Genomic DNA, 18,874 nt, shown 5'->3' on the forward strand with positions numbered 1-18,874 from the left:
AGAAAAAAATGCGTAGATATAATCTAGTCATTTAGGCATATTAAAAGGAGTAGCCTTAGCCACTCCTCAATTAATTTATAAAGCTTTCTTAGTTATTGAATCAATACCATACTTTTTACTTGAATAATTAGATAATATGTTCATTACAAAGTATAGAATAACCATGCCAAGTGGTAATAATATGACAGGACCTATTCCAACTATTCCATATAATAAATACATTACTACTGAAACGGCTGCCACTGTTATGGCATATGGTATCTGAGTTGTAACATGGTCTATATGGTCTGCCCCTGAGAATATGGAGGCAAGTACAGTTGTATCTGAAATTGGTGAACAATGATCTCCAAATATTGCTCCTGAGAATACTACTCCCGCCATGGCAGAAACAATTGTTATATCTCCTGTCATCTTGTATGCAAGTGGTACTGCTATAGGAGTTAATATGGTCATAGTTCCCCAAGAAGTTCCTGTTGCAAAAGAAATTACCATACCAAAGGCGAATATAACTATTGGTAATAACCATAAAGGCATATTTCCACCTATTAAGGTTATTATATAATCAGCTAGTTTCATATCTCCAGTTACAGATCCTAAAGACCAGGCAAGGACTAATATTCCACAAGCTAATAACATTAACTTAAATCCATCTAAGAAAGTATCCATAGTTTCCTTCAAATCCATAAGCTTACTACTAAGTGACATGAATATACCCGTTAAAGTCATAGCAAAAGCTCCCCATAAAAGGGCTTTAGCAGCATCTGTATTTCCTAGTATCTCCATTAAGCTTTCACCTGGTCTTCCAGTCCACCAAAATCCAAACAAAGTAACACCAACTAAAGCTATTAGCGGAACAAAGAAAGTACTAAGTGTTGCCTTAGGATTTTCTTTAGGTTCTCCTAGTTCATAACTTACGTCCATCATAGGAGCTCCACCATCTCTAACTAATTTACCCGTTGACATGGTTCTATGTTCTGCTTTAAGCATAGGTCCATAATCTTTTCCTGTTAATATTAATATGAGAACAAAGAATACTGACAATATGCAATAGATATTATAAGGTATACTTCCAATGTATACGGAAAAAGCTGAAGCATCAGTTATACTAGCAGCATCTAAACCTGATTGTACCATAGATATCTGAAAAGCAATCCAGTCAGATAAAAATAGGGTAGCCACTGGTGCTGCCGTTGAATCCAGTATGTAAGATAATCTCTCTGAAGAGATTCTGTTTTCATCACATATATCTCTAAATACGCCACCAACCATAGCAGCATTTACATAATCATTAAAAAATACTATAACTCCAAGAGCCCATGCTCCTACACCTGCTGCCTTTCTAGACTTAATTCTTTCTTTAGCCCATTTAGTTAAAGCCCTGCTACCTCCAAGTTTCCAAATAAATGCTACCCCTGAACCCATAAGTAAGTTAAATAATAATAATCTTGCATTCCAATCATCAGTTATGGAACCAACGATTGCATCTAGGGAATACTCTATTCCAGTAAATGGATTCCCCCCCTTCATAATGATTCCACCTGCCAAAATTCCCATGAATAAAGATACTAATACCCTTTTAGTTAGAAAGCATAATACTATAGCTACCAATGGTGGCACTAAAGTCAATATACCAAATCCACCTTCCATAAGATAACCCCCCTATAATATTTTTTGAACGTACTCTCCTTTCTTTTTTAATATTCAGTATTTTATAAATATTCCCATTTATATTATATCACAGTTAAAGGCCATGTACAGATTTAATTGTTTGTATTATTTTCATCATTGTCTACATATAATTACATATATTTATCTATCTTCATCTGGAGGGAGTAATATGGAATATTTTAATAATAAATACTTTACTTATGGAGTTAAAATACTTTTAACCCTTGGAATAGGCATGATACTTTATTTTTTTTCAGCATCACTTATTTCGTGCATCCTCCCCTTTGTCTTTGCCCTTATCCTATCCTATTTCATTGAACCAATTGTAGATTTTTTGTCTAGAAATTTAAGATTACGTCGAAGCTTATCAGTTTTTATTATATTATTTATTTTTTTAATAGGAACTTTTACTATTATTTTATTAATAGGAAGTATCATAATAATGGAGTTAAACAAATTATCTGTGAACCTACCCCTTTATGGAGAAAATATCCAATATCATATTATAAATTTTAATAAAAGAATTCATAATATTTATGCCAAATTACCTCCTAATATTTCTCAATCTATTAATAACGGATTATACATTATAATAAAAAATTTATCAGTAGTAATCACTAAGGCCATTTCTTCATTTTTAGGAATAATATCTAAAATCCCTAACTTCATATTATTCTTACTAGTAACCATCATATCCACCTTCTTTATTAGTAAGGACAAAAAAGCATTAGAAGATTTTTTCTTCAAAAAAATTAATAACCATTACAAAGTAAAGGGTCTTCAATTAAAAAACTCTTTAATCTATGCCTTTATAGGTTATACAAAGGCCCAATTCATACTCATAACCCTCACCTTTTTAGAAAGTTTTATAGGTCTATTTTTAATGGAAATTGATTATTTTATTTTGATAGCTTTTTTAGCATGTCTAGTAGACCTTCTCCCAATAATAGGAGTAGGTAGCGTTTATCTTCCCCTATGCACCTATTACTTTTTGATTGGTCATACTAAAATAGGGGTTGGAATCCTATGCCTATACTTATTTATAGTTTTAATAAGGCAATTTTTAGAACCTAAAATCTTAGGAAATCAAATGGGTATATATCCTTTAATTACTTTAATAAGTATGTATATGGGCCTTAAGTTATTAGGCATAATAGGCTTAATTCTAGGACCTATCATTGCTGTAGTTTTTGTGAACCTATATAAAATAGGAAGTAATTAATTAGGCATATTCAAATAACCAGTGAAATGACTAATTTATTTTTTGAATATGCCTTACTTCCTATTTTAATTATTCTTCTATTAATTTTTCGTATACTGGACATACTATCTTCTTGAATTTTTCCACATTAATTTCCCAATTATCCATAATACTCTTTGCCTTAGGACTTTTTGTGTAATCATGGTGGAATTTTATCAGGTCTTTTAATTTATCCCTATCTTTATCATTTAAATTTTTAACCTCTACCATTTCATCGTTATACTTATCTTCTACATTATTATTTTCATCTAAAACATAAGCTATACCACCACTCATACCCGCACCAAAATTATTACCTATAGGGCCTAATATAACTACAACCCCTCCTGTCATATACTCACAAGCATGATTCCCTACTCCTTCAACTACAGCCGTAGCACCACTATTTCTAACGGCAAATCTTTGACCTACTATACCGTTTATAAAAACCTGACCACACGTGGCCCCATATAATATGGTATTGCCTGCAATCATATTATCCTCTGGAATAAATGTGCATTTCCTTGGTGGTTTAATAATGATTTTGGCACCACATAGACCCTTTGCCACATAGTCATTAGCATCTCCTTCTAGTATGAAAGTAATACCATTCATACCAAAGGCTCCAAAACTTTGACCTGCTGACCCTTTAAACCTAATATTAATAGTATCTTCTTTTAAACCCTTATCTCCATATTCTTTTGCAATAATACCACTTAGCATGGCTCCTACAGATCTATCCGTATTCTTAATATTAAATTCACCTTCAACCTTTTTGCCCTGTCCTATGGCATCCTTTCCTAAATCTATTATCCTTTTATCTAAAACTTCATTTATTTTATGCTTTTGCTTCATTATGTTTTTTCCTACAATTCTAGAAGGAAGTTCTGGCTTATATAGTATTGGTGTTAAATCTAAATCCTTAATTTTATCCATGGAAACATTTCTTATTTCTAATAAATCCACTCGCCCAATCATGTGATCTAACTTTTTAAATCCTAACTGAGCCATTATCTCTCTAATCTCTTTAGCTACAAATCTTAAATAATTAATTATATGTTTTTCTTTCCCTTTAAATTTATGTGCCAATTTCTCATCTTGGGTTGCGATTCCCATTGGACATTTATTTAAATGACATTGTCTACACATTACACATCCCATGGCTATAAGGGCAGTAGTTCCAAATCCATATTCCTCCGCTCCTAAAAGGGCAGCTATTACTATATCCCTTCCAGTTCTTATTTTTCCATCTACCTGAAGAACTACTCTACTCCTTAAATCATTTAATAGTAAAGTCTGCTGAGCCTCCGCTAGGCCTAACTCCCATGGAAGACCTACATACTTCATAGAACTTATGGGAGACGCTCCTGTTCCACCATCTCCTCCACTTATCATTATTACATCTGAAAAAGCCTTAGCAACACCTGCTGCCACAGTTCCTATTCCTATTTGAGATACTAATTTTACACCTATACGTGCTTTGGTATTTACATTTTTTAAATCAAATATTAATTGGGCTAAATCCTCTATAGAATATATATCATGATGGGGAGGAGGAGATATTAGGTCAATTCCACTTATACAATTACGTACCTTTGCCACCTGTGATGTGACCTTATTTCCAGGTAAATGGCCACCTTCTCCAGGCTTAGCTCCCTGTGCCATTTTAATTTGAATCTCCTCACAATTAGAAAGATAGTTGGCTGTTACTCCAAACCTAGCCGTTGACACTTGTTTCACAGCACTTCTTAAATCCGTATAATATCTGTCTGATTCTTCTCCACCTTCTCCACAATTGCTAGTGCCTCCTATTTTGTTCATGGCTGCTCCTATGGTCTCATGGGCCCTTTTACTCAAAGAACCAAAGGACATACCCGATATGGTAAATCTTCTCACTATGTCATCTACACTTTCCACTTCATCAATAGAAATAGAATTAGTTTCTTTAAACTTAAACAAAGAACGAATGGCTCCTATTTTTTCATTTTCTTCATTAACCTCTTTGGCATACCCCTTATATGTGTAGTAATCATTGTCTATACATGCCCTTCTTAACCTTTTCACCATTATGGGAGTAATCATGTGATGTTCACCATCAGGAGAATAGGATAGTTCTCCTCCTATTTCTAACTCTTCATAATCCTTTCCAAACTTCTCATAGGACCTTACGTGCCTTTTTACTACATCCTCTCTTATTTTATCTAGTCCTATACCTGATAATACCCATGGTGTGTTAGTAAAGTATTCATCTACCACCTCTTGATTAATACCTACACACTGAAATATCTGAGCTCCATTATAACTTTGTAGTGTAGATATGCCTACCCTTGATAGTATCTTTAATAGGCCCTTTGATATGGCCTTACTATAATTTTTAAATCCTTCCTCTAAGCTATCTACATTATCTATTTCACTACTGTTTTCAACTAAATTTCTTATGGTATCATATACCATATATGGGTTAATGGCTTTAGCCCCATATCCTATTAGTAGGGCCATATCCATTACATTTCTAGCATCTCCCACTTCCATAATTATATCTGTAGAAGTTCTTAACTTATTTTTAAGTAGATGATGGTGTACTGCTCCTAATGCCAATAAACTAGGAATAGGACCATTAAATCTACCTATGGATCTATCACTTAATATGATAATATTGTATCCTTCTATAACACTTTCTTCTGCCCTCTTGCGAAGATGATCTAGGGCCTCCTTTAATCCATTTTCCTTATCTATTTCAAAGGTTATTGGAATAGTTATGGATCTGAAGTTATGGTCATTTAAATGCCTTATATCTTCCATACATTTATTGTCAAGTAATGGTTCTTTTAAATAAATATACTTATAATTCTTATCTAATTCTATTTCGTCCACATAAATACCATGACTTCCTATAAACTGAATTAATGACATTACATTCTTTTCTCTTATAGGATCTATTGGAGGATTTGTTACCTGGGCAAAGGACTGTTTAAAATAATCAAACAATAATTGATTTTTCTTAGACAATACTGCCAATGGAATATCTATAGCCATGCTACCTATAGGTTCTTTGCCATTTTCAATCATATATTTTATTACTTTATCCATTTCCTCCTTCGTATAACCGAATATATTTTGTTTTAACAACAGGGTCTCTATACGCATTCTCTTTATTTCATAGGGCTTTTTAATTTCATGTAGATTTACCCTATTGTCATTTACCCATTTACTATAGGACCAATTTCTCACTGCCTTGTATTTTATCTCCTCATCAGGTATAACTCTTCCTTCTATAGTGTCTAGTAATAATATCTTACCAGGTTCAATCCTTCCCTTTTTTTCTACATTTTCATCTAATACTTTTATGGCACCCACTTCTGATGCCATAATTATACGATTGTCTTTAGTTATTATATATCTAGCTGGCCTTAGACCATTTTTATCTAATATAATTCCTATTTTCCTTCCATCTGTAAAGGATATGGTGGCAGGACCGTCCCATCCTTCCATTAACCTTGCAAAATATTCATAAAAACCCCTTTTCCCAAAGTCCATACTTTTATCATTTTGCCAAGCTTCTGGTATGAGCATCATCATCACATCTTCAATAGGGTGGTTATTAGCAATGAAAAATTCAAGGGCGTTGTCAAGGGCAGCCGAATCACTACCACCACCTTCTATTATTGGAAAAATCTTCTCTATGTCATCTCCAAATGTTTTTGATTTTAGTACCCCTTCTCTAGCATTCATGTGGTTTATATTTCCTCTAATAGTATTTATTTCACCATTATGGGCTAAATATCTAAAGGGTTGAGCCAACTTCCAGGAAGGAAAAGTATTAGTACTGTATCTTTCATGAACTATGGCCATGGCCGTTGCCATTTTCTTATTCCTTAAATCTAAATAGAATTGGTCCAATTTATGTCCTAAAATCTGACCCTTATATATTATGGTTTTAGTAGATAGACTGCACGTATAGAAATTTTCCATATAATTTTTCTTAGAATCTAATATTATTTTTCTTACACGCTTTCTTATTATCAATAACTTCCTATTAAATTCATCCTGTCCTATCCCTTTCCTTTCAATAAAAATCTGCCTTATACAAGGCCTAGTAGCAACGGCCAATTCTCCACATACACCTTCATCAATGGGAACTTCTCTCCATCCAATAAAACCTTGCCCTTCTTCCCTTATAACCCTTTCATATACACCCTCACAAAATAACTTCCCATTAGGTTGCCTTGGTAAAAATATCATTCCTACTGCATATTTACCTTCCTCTGGTAATTCTATGCCGATCTTTTTTGTCTCTTCTATAAGAAATTCATGGGGAATTTGAATCATTATTCCAGAACCATCTCCTGTTTTTTCATCTGCACCTACAGCTCCCCTATGTTTTAAGTTCTTTAATAATTCTAAGGAATCTTCCAGTATTTTGTAACTTTTATGACCCTTTAGGTTAGCTATAAATCCTACTCCACAACTATCTTTTTCCATATATGGATTATATAATCCCTGTTTATTTGGCAATCCATATTTCCACATTCTGCCTCTCCCCTTTTTTGAAATTTTTATTTTAAATTAATTCATTTTTCTGACAATTTGACTGTATAGTGAGAGATTATATCACTTCTTTTATTTTTAATCAACTCATATTTTTTTCTAGTTTTATAGATTTTTCATGGACTTTTATTATTGCTAAAATTTTTTTATTAATAATAAATGTAGTGATAACGATTTCCTTTTTGTTTTTTGCAACTTTCAGGCTTTCAACTTGCTTTTTTGTTGCTATTTACATTATTCCCACATCATGTTATAATGTTCGCTATATAGTTGTATAAATATATGAACAAATTTAAAATTTCCAACATGATTGTTCATGTGTCCATACACTATTTAAAACCTAATTATGCATAATATAAAAGTCCTTGTAATAAAACTATTACTATGGATTTTATAAAACTTTTGCTAATACTTAACCATGGGAATTTTACTACTTTTCATGGATTACAAAATAAATAAATGAGGTGATATTGTGACAAAAGATTCAATTACTTCCAATGTTAATAATCTATTATTCTTAATAGAACCAAAGGACCATTCAAAGGAACAGCTTTCCACATTATTAAAAGCTAACCCTCAGATAAAGTTCGTATCTTTAATGGGAATTGATCTAGGAGGAAATGCTACTGACGAAAAAATTCCTGCAATTGCATTTTTAGATGATCTAGATAACTTCCTAGTAAATGGTGTTCAAACGGACGGTTCTAGTGTTGTATTACCTGAAATTGCCACTCTAAACAATGCTAAAGTAGATATTATTCCCGATTTAAATGTTAACTGGTTTGTAGATTATAATTTTAGTCACATAGACTCTGATACAAATCTACCTGTGGGAACTCTTAGAATTCCATCTTTCCTAGTCCACAACAGCCAAAGGGTAGACTCTCGTTCCATCCTTGAAAAATCTATGGAACACTTTAAATCAAGTCTACTAGATTTACTAAAAAAGCATCCCTATGCTTTAGAAAACATAGGTGTATCTTCCTTCGAAGAGGTGGATAAACTAGTACTTACAGCTGCCACAGAATTAGAATTTTGGGTAAAGACTCCTGATGATAGGGCTGATGTAGAACAATTATCCACATCTCAAGTTTTAAAGGAACAGTATTGGAAACGTACTATTGGACCTGTTCGTACTGCCATGGAACAATCCCTATTATTCTTAGATTACTATGGACTAGAAGCAGAGATGGGACATAAAGAAGTGGGTGGAGTTAAAGCTCAACTTACAGGAGACGGTAGATTCTCACACGTTATGGAGCAATTAGAAATAGATTGGAAGTATTCCACATCTATGCAAGCTGCTGATAATGAACTTTTATCTAGAGACATTATTAAAGATGTATTTATGTATAATAATTTAGATGTTACATTCATGGCAAAACCCGTTGAAGGTGTAGCTGGAAATGGGGAACATACCCATGTGGGTGTTGCCCTAAAATTAAAGGATGGAACTATTAAGAACCTATTCTCGCCAAAGGATATGACTTCTGATTTTATGAGTCCAGTAGGATATGGTTCTCTAATGGGTATCCTTAAGAATTACGAAGTAATAAATCCTTTTGTCACAGCTACAAACGACGCTTTAAATAGATTAAAGCCAGGATTTGAAGCTCCAATATGTATAGTATCATCACTAGGACATACACCAGAAATCCCATCTCGTAATAGAACCATATTAATCGGTTTAATTAGAGATATGACTAATCCTTTAGCTACTAGATTTGAGCTTCGTGCACCAAACCCAACTAGTAACACATATTTAGTATTAGCTTCCATGTATCAGTCCATGTTAGATGGTATTAAATGTGCTTTAGAGAATGATAAAACTTGTGATGAATTATTAAAGGAACTTTCAAAACCAGCAGATGCTGAAGGTTTTTACCTTGAAAAGGGCCGTGCATATAGAAGTGAAAAGGATGTATTTGACGATTACACAGAAGAAGAAAGAAATAAGTTATTTGGAATTCCTCCTAAAACAGTTTGGGAAAACATACAAGGATTTGAAAGTTGTGAAAATAAAAAAGAAGTTCTTTTATCTGGAGGCGTATTTAATGAAGCTCTCTTAAATTCATATAAAGAAGCCATTTTAAGCCAATGGACTACAGAACTTTATAATAGGATCATTCCTCACAATGTAACCTTTGTAAGAAAGTGTGCTAAAACACACAATGGAGAATATGCTACAGACTTAGATTTAGTTAATTGGGAACAAATCAATTATTTAAGATATTCCTTAATGAAGGATAGATTAAACAAAAAATGTCTATTTACTAAATTAAGAGATTCTATAGATAGAAATGATTTTGATACGGCATCAGAATTACAAATAGAAATGAGAAGTAAAATGGACGAACTAAGAGAATTATACTTATTATATAAGAGAAACTTATTTTAGATATATAATGAAAAGGATGCCCTAGGGCATCCTTTTCATTATATATCTAAAATTTATTAATTTCTAAACTCTTCTTCTATAAACACCGAATATGATTTGACCATGTTGCACAACCTAATATTTAAGAAATAGGTTTTCTATTAATTAAGGAAGGTATTCATATGGAAATTTCAAATATTATAAAAGAATTCTATACAACTACAGATATTAAACCATTTATAAACTCCCTTTTAATATTGGTAGTTTCTTTTTTATTATTAAAATTAGTCATGTTTTTGACTGAAAAATTAATAAAAATAACTAATTTCAATGAACAAAAGGAAAAAACAGTAAAAAGTATTGTGGACTCTTTAGCTGCCTACTTTATTTTATCCATTGCCATTTTAAATATTTTAAGCGAATTTGGAATTATTCAGAAATCTACCATATTAACTAGTGCAGGTATAATAACAGTCATAGCTGGTTTAGGAGCTCAAAGTCTCATAAAGGATATTATAAATGGCTTTTTTATATTATTTGAAAAACAAATGACCATAGGAGATGTGGTTAATATAAATGACCTTTACATGGGAACTGTGGAAGATATTGGTCTTAGGACTACGGCCATAAGGGATTTTTATTTAAAAAAAATATACATACCTAATGGAGAAATTAAAACATTAAAAAATTATTATAAGGAACAGGCTAGGGTAATATTAGAAATAGTAGTTCCCTTTGAAGAAAATCAAGAAAAGGTATCTAACCTTTTAAAGGATGTATGTACTCATGTAAATGAAACCTATAATGATAAACTATATAAAGTAGGAAATATTCCCTATTGTGAGTTTCATCTATATGGAATAGTTTCATTAGATGGCACCATAGGAGGCGCTAAATACCTAGTTATGGGTATAGTCCACCCAGAAGAACAATGGTCCATGAGAAATAGAACTTATGAACATATACTAAAAACATTTAACGAAAATGGAGTTAGGATAGCTTATCCTAGATTACATCCATATGATAAAACCACTATTTAGCTCTTTTTATAGGGTTACGGTTTTTTATTGATAAAATATATTTAGTCAATGAAAAACTGTAACCTTATTTTAATTTTTCCCATAATATAAGATTAGATAAGGCTAATATGTTAGCCCCATCTAATCTTATTGATTTTAAAGGAGGAATCCTATGGATAATAATGAAATAAAACTTTCTAAGTTACAGCCTGGAAATAAATGCAAAGTAGTATCTCTATTATGCGTGGGTATTACAAGAAGAAGAATGCTTGATTTAGGCCTTATTCCTGGTTCCTATGTGGAAGCCATTAGAAAAAGTCCTCTAGGCGGTCCCATAGCATATAACATTAGAGGTGCTATTATAGCCCTTAGAAAAGAGGAATCTTCTCAAATATTAGTAAGGTTAATATAACTAGAAGGGAGTGTTGAAAATGGGCCTTACTCGAGAGTCTACTGGACACAATTTATTAGAAGATCAATTTAATATCCATTTTTCCAATAATGACGGTTTCATAATAGCTTTAGCAGGGAATCCTAATGTGGGAAAAAGTACAGTTTTTAATGCTTTAACTGGCCTTAATCAACATACGGGAAATTGGCCTGGAAAGACAGTTTCTAATGCTAGAGGAATCTATTCTTATGAAAATACAAGTTTTACCCTGGTGGATTTGCCAGGAACATACTCCTTAATGTCTAATTCAGCCGAGGAAGAAATAGCAAGGGATTTCATATGTTTTGGAAAACCTGATGTAACTGTAATAGTGGCAGATGCCACCTGTTTAGAAAGAAATCTTAATTTAACATTACAAATTAACGAACTTACTGACAATGTAATATTGTGCTTAAACCTAATGGACGAAGCCTTTAGAAAGGGAATTAACATAGATATAAAATCCCTTGAAAAATCCCTAGGCATCCCTGTAGTCCCTACTACTGCTTCAAAGGGTGAGGGACTTGGTGATTTAAAAAAAACCATATTATCCCTTTGTAAGGGTACCATAAAATCTAACCCTGTTTCTGTTGTTTATACTAAGGAAGTGGAAGATGCCATATGTGAACTATTACCTGAAGTTCAAAAAATGGTAGGTGATTTGTTAAACCCACGCTGGGTTTCTTTGAAAGTTCTTGAGGGAGACAAAAAAATATTAGATTCCATTATGAACTTTTTATTATTACATTGTGAAAATTATAAGGAGGTAAGCTGTAGTGGATAATTTCAAGTGTAAAAATTGTAAGAATCAATGTAAGATTTTCCAGTGTCTTCAAAATGATATGGATTTAAATAAGGAAGATCTTCGTGATGACATGGTTGAAAGTATCTATCACAAAGCAGAAGAAATATCAAAGGTAGCAGTATCCAAAAACACTTCTAAACAATATATGTTAGATACGCGATTAGATAATTTATTTACTTCTAAGTTTACAGGTTATCCCATAATGTTCATTTTATTAGGCTTAATATTCTGGCTTACTATAGCAGGAGCTAACGTACCTTCTTCCATGCTTGCTCATATGTTTTTCTCCATAGAAGATAAACTTACAAGTATATTTATGTATTTTAATTCACCAAGTTGGCTCCATGGAATTTTAGTATTAGGTGTATACAGAACCTTAGCCTGGGTTATTTCTGTAATGTTGCCTCCAATGGCCATATTCTTCCCTTGTTTTACCCTATTAGAAGATTTGGGATATTTACCTAGAGTTGCCTTTAACCTAGACCGTTTATTTAAAAAGGCTGGCGCCCATGGAAAACAGGCCCTTACCATGAGTATGGGATTTGGTTGTAATGCAGCAGGTATAATAGCTTGCAGAATAATAGACTCACCTCGTGAAAGATTAATAGCCATGATAACTAATAACTTCGTTCCATGCAACGGTAGATTTCCCACACTCATTATGATTTCTACCATATTTATAGGTGCCCTAGTTTCAAGTTCTTACAGTTCCCTATTTGCATCATTCTTTGTAGCTTTTTTAGTTGTAATTGGAATTTTAATTACCCTCTTAGTATCCTGGTCCTTGTCTAAAACCATGCTCAAGGGAATTCCATCTTCTTTTACCCTAGAATTGCCCTCTTACAGAAAACCTAAGATAGGACGTATAGTATATACATCTATTATAGATAGAACCATATTTGTTTTATCAAGGGCTATAGTTGTGGCCATACCAGCAGGTTTTATAACTTGGATTTTGGCCAATGTGAATGTGGGAGACCAAAGTATTCTCGCCCTATCTGCATCATATTTAGATCCCTTTGGAAAATTAATAGGTCTAGATGGATTTATATTGATGGCATTTATTTTAGGTCTTCCAGCCAATGAAATAGTTCTTCCAATACTTATTATGAGCTACATGTCAGAGGGAGCCATGTTAGAATTAGATAGTCTAAAGGCCATGGGAGATTTATTTAAATCTAATGGTTGGACTACACTTACAGCCTTAAATGTTATGCTATTTTCCCTACTCCATTTCCCCTGTGGCACTACCCTTTGGACCATGAAAAAGGAATGCGGTAGTATGAAATGGACTATGGTGGCTGCCCTAATTCCTACCAGTATAGCTATAGGGACTTGCTTCATAGTAACTCAAATTGCTCATCTCATATTCTAATAAAAGTTGAATCATAATGATTCAACTTTTATTTTATTCCTTTATTTCAGCATTTTTATCTATTTCTTCGCTCCAGTGAAATTCACCTACACTATCACAATATCTTTTAAATTTTTCAGTTACCTCCCTTTCTTCTCTCATAAATTCTACAAGGTTTTCTATAGATTTAATAGTAGGAGATGATAAATAGTGTTCCATTGATTCTGCTTCCTTTTCCTTATTACAATTACTATTTATAACTTCTAAAAATTCTTGCAATATTTTATTCCTCCTAACTAATAAGGCCCCTAATCGTTCCCCTTTTTTTGTCAATAGGATTTCATGATACTTCTTATATTTCACATAACCTTCCTTATTAAGTTTTATTAGAGCCTTTACTACAGATGGAGAAGATACGTTTAATCTATTTCCTATGTCTCTAACTCTAATTAACCTATTAATTTTAGATAAATTATATATTTCTTCTAAATAATCTTCTAAACTGGGTGATAACATTTGTCCCCCTCCCCTCCATATATGTATATGCAAATCCATATGTGACTTATTATTCTTTTGTCATATACTTTAATTTACTTTCAAATGATAAAGTCATACCTTTAAAAAGCCTACATCCTAATATTTTGTGATTTTAGTAACAATATTTAAATAAGTCTATACTTATTAATGAATTATATATTTTAAATTTTAATAAAACATGCTATAATGGGTTGTGAAGGATACCAGTCGACATATTTCATCTTTTTAAAACACACCTTTTTAACAGATTTAAACATTTTTTTAACAAATCAAAATATCTTTTTTTAAAGAAAAATTTTTTTGAGGGGGACTTTTTTAAATGATGGCATTATTAAAAATTTCGCCAGTCTTTGTTATGGCTGGATTAATGATTTCTGGTATGGATGCATTACTTGCGGCACCTTTGTCTACAGTATATGCAGCCATAATAGCAGTAATTTGTGAAAGATTGAAATTCGAGGAAATAGTTGACTGTGCAGTTGAAAATGTTAAGGAGATGCAATTGGTATTCTTTATTTTAATGGCAGCTTACGCAATGGCTGAAGCATTTATGGCAACGGGTGTGGGTGCTTCTATCATAAACCTTGCATTAGGTTTAGGTATGACTGCAAAAACAGTAGCAGTAACTGGTTTTATAGTAACTTCTATATTATCTGTTGCTACGGGTACTTCGTGGGGAACCTTCGCAGCGTGTGCTCCAATCTTCTTATGGTTAAACCACATAGTTGATGGTAACGTTTTACTTACTGTAGCATCTATTGCTGGTGGAGCTTGTTTTGGTGATAATATTGGACTTATTTCTGATACTACAGTTGTAAGTTCAGGTATCCAACGTGTTGAAGTTATCCACAGAATCAAGCATCAAGGGGTATGGTCCTTATTATGTTTAGTAGTAGCTGGATGCTTAATATTCGGTGCTAGTATAGCTATGGGACTACCTGATACTACAGCTAATGCAGCTGATGCAATCAAAGAAATTCCACAAGAAGTGTGGGAAGTACTAGCAGAAAAGAGAGCTTCTGCAGTAACTCTACTTAACCAAGTACAAGATGGTGTTCCAACTTATATGATCATTCCACTACTATTAGTTTTAGTAGTAGCAATCAAAGGTTTACCAACTCTTGCTTGTCTAGGACTTGGAATTATTTCTTCTTTAGTATTCGGTTTAATGGCTGGAACTATAGGAAATGTATCTGAATTCTTAGATTTAATGTATGCAGGTTTTGAAGGTGCTGGTAGTTGGGTAATTGTTATGATGATGTGGGTAGCAGCATTTGGTGGTATCATGGCTAAAATCAAAGCATTCCAACCATTATCTAACGGAATCTCTAGATCTGTAAGAAGTGTAAGACAGCTTATGTTTGCAAATGGTATATTATCTATTTTAGGAAATGCAGCTTTAGCAGATGAAATGGCTCAAATAGTAACTATTGGACCTATCTTAAAATCTTTAACAGATGATAACGTTGAAGCTAGTGAAGAAGATATGTACAAATTAAGACTTAGAAATGCTACTTTTGGAGATGCACTTGGTGTATTTGGATCTCAGTTAATTCCATGGCACGTATACATTGGATTCTATGTAGGTATTGCATCTGCAGTTTATCCATTATATGAATTTGCACCAATAGATATTATTAGATATAACTTCATGGCTATGGTAGCTGTAATTTCAATCCTTGTTTTAACTTTAACAGGATTAGACAGACTTGTTCCATTATTTGGATTACCAGCGGAGCCACAGGTTAAATTAAAGAAATACGCTAATAAGGGTGTTTCAAAAAAAGCAAACTAGTTATTTAATAAGCATTAGGAATTTCCTAATGCTTATTTTTTTTATTTTTTTACTCAATATTATGTTTTAGTTAGCAAAATGATGAAATAGTGAGATTGAGTAAGAATTGTGAAGAAATTTTAGAAATTCAAATTTAATTAGTTTTTTTTATGTTCCTATTAGGAAAAATGACATTTTACATACGCTACCAAGAGGAGTAGTATAGTATTTGTTATTTTAAATCTGATTAAGGAGGCATGTATTATGAACTTATTTATGGTATCTGGTTTAGCAATTATTTTTGGAATTCTATTAGGTAAGCTAATGAATAAGTTTAAAGTTCCCGCTGTAGCAGGCTATATTATTGCTGGGCTTTTACTTGGTACTTCTGGTTTTAAGATTGTAACTGGAGAAGTAATAGATAAATTATCTTTCATAAGTGATTTTGCTCTAGGAATTATAGCCTTTAATATCGGTAGTGAACTTAACTTATCCGTAATAAAAAAGCTAGGAAAATCAATTTTTATAATAGCATTTTGCGAAGCCTTTGGTGCATTTTTATTAGTTGGAAGTATGGCATATTTCATAACAAGGGATATTCCTGTAGCCTTAATTTTAGGAGCTGTTTCATCTGCTACAGCACCTGCTGCCACAGTAATGGTTCTTAAAGAGTATAATGCAAGGGGTCCACTTACTAGTACACTTTTAGGAGTGGTAGCCATTGATGATGCCATCTGTCTTATGATTTATGCCGTTGCCTCATCTGTGGCAAAGGTATTTATTAATCATGAATCCTTAACCCTATACAAGGTATTAGTACACCCTCTAATGGAGATTTCCTTATCTATACTAGTGGGCGGAGTTTTAGGAATAGCTTTAGCATTTCTTATTAAAATATCTAAAAGAAGTACAGAATTATTACCATTTATTGTAGGGTGCCTTTTATTAATGGTTGGCATTGCCACTAGGTATCATTTATCACCACTACTATCTTGTATGTCTTTAGGTATTATGCTAACTAATATTACTACTAATAGTAGACGTGCTTTTGAATCTATTGAAGGGTTTGCTCCTCCAATAGTGGCCATATTCTTCACCTTAGCTGGTGCAAGACTTAATATTTCTTTAATTCCTAGTATAGGATACTTAGGAGTAGCTTATTTAGTATTTAGAATGATAGGTAAAATAGGTGGTGCTTGCCTTGGAGGTACATTATCTAATGCTTCTAATGTGGTAAAAAAATATATTGGTTATGGTTTATTATCACAAGTTGGGGTTGCAGTAGGACTTGCAATAGTTGTTAGTAGGGAGTTTGATGGTTCTCCTTTGGGTTCTTTAGTAATAACTATTTTATTAGCTACTACTATAATCACGGAAATTATAGGACCATTAGCCACAAAAAATGCTATAATTAAAGCTAAAGAAGCTAACATATGAAAAAGGGGTGATTACCATGTATGCACTTTTTTTAATACTTAATGATGTAAGTAAGTTAAATAAGGTTCATAATATTTTTTATGACCTGGGAGTTGGTGCTACCACAATAGATAGCGTGGGCATGGGAAAGGTATTATTAGAACATGAAATTGATGTTCCCATCTTTTCTAGTATAAGAAAATTAGTAGATGGACACAAACCTTATAATAAAACTATAATTAGTGTTATTAAGGAAAAGGAGACTCTTGATAAGGCAGTTAAAGAGGTTAGTCATTTACTTGATCAAATCCATCAACCTGGTGTTGGATTCATGTTTGTGGTTCCTGTTTTATATTGCCAAGGATCTAAGACATCTCTTTTAGAGGCAAATGAATAAGAAAATAATTTAAATTGTTAAAACAATGGACTAGTGGTAAACTATTACTACTAGTCTATTGTTTTTATTTATATGGACCTACTTCTGGTAAATAGGATAATATGTTAAAAGGAGATTTATCATGAGAAAAATAATATTTTTATTGGTAGTGAGCATGGCACTAATTAGTTGTACTTTTAAATCTGAAGATAAAATTATTATAGATAATAAACGAGAAAAACAGGAGCATGTTAAAACAGATCCTAACTTGGAAATATTAAATAAAATGACTATGGACGAAAAAATTGGTCAGTTATTTATATTTGGATATGATGGTCTATCTCCTAGTGAGGAAATATTATCCTTTGTAGAAAAGGATAATATAGGGGGAATTATATTTTTCCAAAGAAACGTGGATACTGCTACTCAACTAAAAAATAGTGTTAATATATTAAAAGAAGCTAATACAAATACCCTTCCCCTCTTTTTCTCCATAGATGAAGAAGGTGGCACTGTTTCTAGAATTCCTAATGTTAAATTTAAATCCCATAGGCAATTGGGTATTCTAGATAATACTGATGAAACTTATAAAACTGGATCAAAAATAGGTTTTGCTCTTAAAGAAGTGGGAATAAATATGGATTTTGCACCCGTTTTAGATATGGTTAGTAATACTAAAAATACATTACTATATAATAGGACCTTTGGAGGCTCTTCTTCTATTGTTTCTAGGCACGGTGAGGCCTTTTACAGAGGTTTAATTGATGAAGGTATCATCCCTGTAGGAAAGCACTTTCCAGGCCATGGAAACACCCTAGTGGACTCCCATAAGAATTTGCCATATGTATATTATGATGAAAAGGAATTATTTAAAAAGGATATTCTTCCATTTAAAAATTTAATAGACAAGGGATTAAATGTAATAATGGTTGGTCATATAAGTCTTCCTAATATAGATTCTAGTAATTTACCTGCAAGCCAATCTAGTATTATAGTTAATAATATCCTAAGAGATAAACTTAACTTCAGTGGAATAGCCATAACAGATGATACGGAAATGATAGGCTATGCTTCTAATGATGATGAATATAAAAGGGCCATTGTAAGATCCTTTAATAGTGGCATAGATATGTTTTTAGTATGTCATACCATCAATAAAAAAAATTTAGCTTTAAATGCCATAAAAGAAGGCCTAGAAAAGGGAATCATATCTGAAGAACGATTGAATGAATCCCTTTACAGGATTATAAAGGAAAAAAGCAAATTATAATAAGTAATTTTTTTAGGTAATAATAAAGGGGAAGTAACTATATATAGTTACTTCCCCTTT

General features: G+C 32.5%; 13 protein-coding genes. 10 read left to right on the forward strand and 3 right to left on the reverse strand.

Annotated features, from left to right (window positions below):
- Positions 1 to 75: 75 nt before the first annotated feature.
- Positions 76 to 1,647 (reverse strand): Na+/H+ antiporter NhaC family protein, encoded by a 1,572-nt coding sequence (locus tag N4A57_RS14585; protein ID WP_293658731.1) that lies wholly within the window; start codon positions 1,645 to 1,647, stop codon positions 76 to 78.
- Positions 1,648 to 1,837: 190 nt separating this feature from the next.
- On the opposite strand from N4A57_RS14585, the gene ytvI reads away from it, so the two are divergent.
- The gene (ytvI, locus tag N4A57_RS14590; RefSeq protein WP_293658732.1) at positions 1,838 to 2,890 is read left to right on the forward strand and encodes a sporulation integral membrane protein YtvI; all 1,053 of its coding nucleotides are present in this window, start codon (positions 1,838 to 1,840) and stop codon (positions 2,888 to 2,890) included.
- A gap of 69 nt (positions 2,891 to 2,959) precedes the next feature.
- Here the strand turns inward: ytvI and gltB are convergent, their stop codons facing one another.
- Positions 2,960 to 7,438 carry a glutamate synthase large subunit gene (gene gltB / locus N4A57_RS14595; RefSeq protein ID WP_293658733.1) on the reverse strand — a complete coding sequence of 1,493 codons (4,479 nt, stop codon included), beginning with the start codon at positions 7,436 to 7,438 and terminating at the stop codon, positions 2,960 to 2,962.
- A gap of 490 nt (positions 7,439 to 7,928) precedes the next feature.
- Between gltB and N4A57_RS14600 the strand changes: the two genes are divergently transcribed.
- The 5 genes from N4A57_RS14600 (at position 7,929) to N4A57_RS18530 (ending at position 13,462) form a co-directional block, all read left to right on the forward strand.
- Positions 7,929 to 9,854 (forward strand): glutamine synthetase, encoded by a 1,926-nt coding sequence (locus N4A57_RS14600; protein WP_293658734.1) that lies wholly within the window; start codon positions 7,929 to 7,931, stop codon positions 9,852 to 9,854.
- Between the two features lie 161 nt (positions 9,855 to 10,015).
- Positions 10,016 to 10,873, forward strand: a complete 858-nt coding sequence (locus N4A57_RS14605; protein ID WP_293658735.1) for a mechanosensitive ion channel family protein — start codon at positions 10,016 to 10,018, stop codon at positions 10,871 to 10,873.
- 151 nt (positions 10,874 to 11,024) lie between these two features.
- The gene (locus N4A57_RS14610; RefSeq protein ID WP_293658736.1) at positions 11,025 to 11,264 is read left to right on the forward strand and encodes a FeoA family protein; all 240 of its coding nucleotides are present in this window, start codon (positions 11,025 to 11,027) and stop codon (positions 11,262 to 11,264) included.
- 19 nt (positions 11,265 to 11,283) lie between these two features.
- Positions 11,284 to 12,066 (forward strand): FeoB small GTPase domain-containing protein, encoded by a 783-nt coding sequence (locus N4A57_RS18525; protein ID WP_330671530.1) that lies wholly within the window; start codon positions 11,284 to 11,286, stop codon positions 12,064 to 12,066.
- Positions 12,059 to 13,462 carry a nucleoside recognition domain-containing protein gene (locus N4A57_RS18530; RefSeq protein ID WP_442863863.1) on the forward strand — a complete coding sequence of 468 codons (1,404 nt, stop codon included), beginning with the start codon at positions 12,059 to 12,061 and terminating at the stop codon, positions 13,460 to 13,462. Before N4A57_RS18525 ends, N4A57_RS18530 begins: the two co-directional genes overlap by 8 nt.
- A 33-nt stretch (positions 13,463 to 13,495) precedes the next feature.
- Here the strand turns inward: N4A57_RS18530 and N4A57_RS14620 are convergent, their stop codons facing one another.
- Positions 13,496 to 13,957, reverse strand: a complete 462-nt coding sequence (locus N4A57_RS14620; protein ID WP_293658737.1) for a metal-dependent transcriptional regulator — start codon at positions 13,955 to 13,957, stop codon at positions 13,496 to 13,498.
- A 340-nt stretch (positions 13,958 to 14,297) separates the two neighbouring features.
- On the opposite strand from N4A57_RS14620, the gene N4A57_RS14625 reads away from it, so the two are divergent.
- From N4A57_RS14625 to N4A57_RS14640, 4 genes are all read left to right on the forward strand, one after another.
- On the forward strand, positions 14,298 to 15,773 hold the full coding sequence (locus tag N4A57_RS14625; protein ID WP_293658738.1) for a Na+/H+ antiporter NhaC family protein: 1,476 nt from the start codon (positions 14,298 to 14,300) through the stop codon (positions 15,771 to 15,773).
- A gap of 243 nt (positions 15,774 to 16,016) precedes the next feature.
- Positions 16,017 to 17,189: a cation:proton antiporter gene (locus tag N4A57_RS14630; RefSeq protein WP_293658739.1), complete on the forward strand. Its 1,173-nt coding sequence runs from the start codon at positions 16,017 to 16,019 to the stop codon at positions 17,187 to 17,189.
- Positions 17,190 to 17,205: 16 nt separating this feature from the next.
- Positions 17,206 to 17,565, forward strand: a complete 360-nt coding sequence (locus tag N4A57_RS14635) for a hypothetical protein (protein ID WP_293658740.1) — start codon at positions 17,206 to 17,208, stop codon at positions 17,563 to 17,565.
- Between the two features lie 121 nt (positions 17,566 to 17,686).
- Positions 17,687 to 18,814 (forward strand): glycoside hydrolase family 3 N-terminal domain-containing protein, encoded by a 1,128-nt coding sequence (locus N4A57_RS14640; protein WP_293658741.1) that lies wholly within the window; start codon positions 17,687 to 17,689, stop codon positions 18,812 to 18,814.
- The last annotated feature ends 60 nt before the right edge of the window (positions 18,815 to 18,874 follow it).

The sequence above is a fragment of the Anaeromicrobium sp. genome (assembly GCF_025210435.1).
In the GTDB taxonomy this organism is placed as follows: Bacteria; Bacillota; Clostridia; order Peptostreptococcales; family Thermotaleaceae; genus Anaeromicrobium.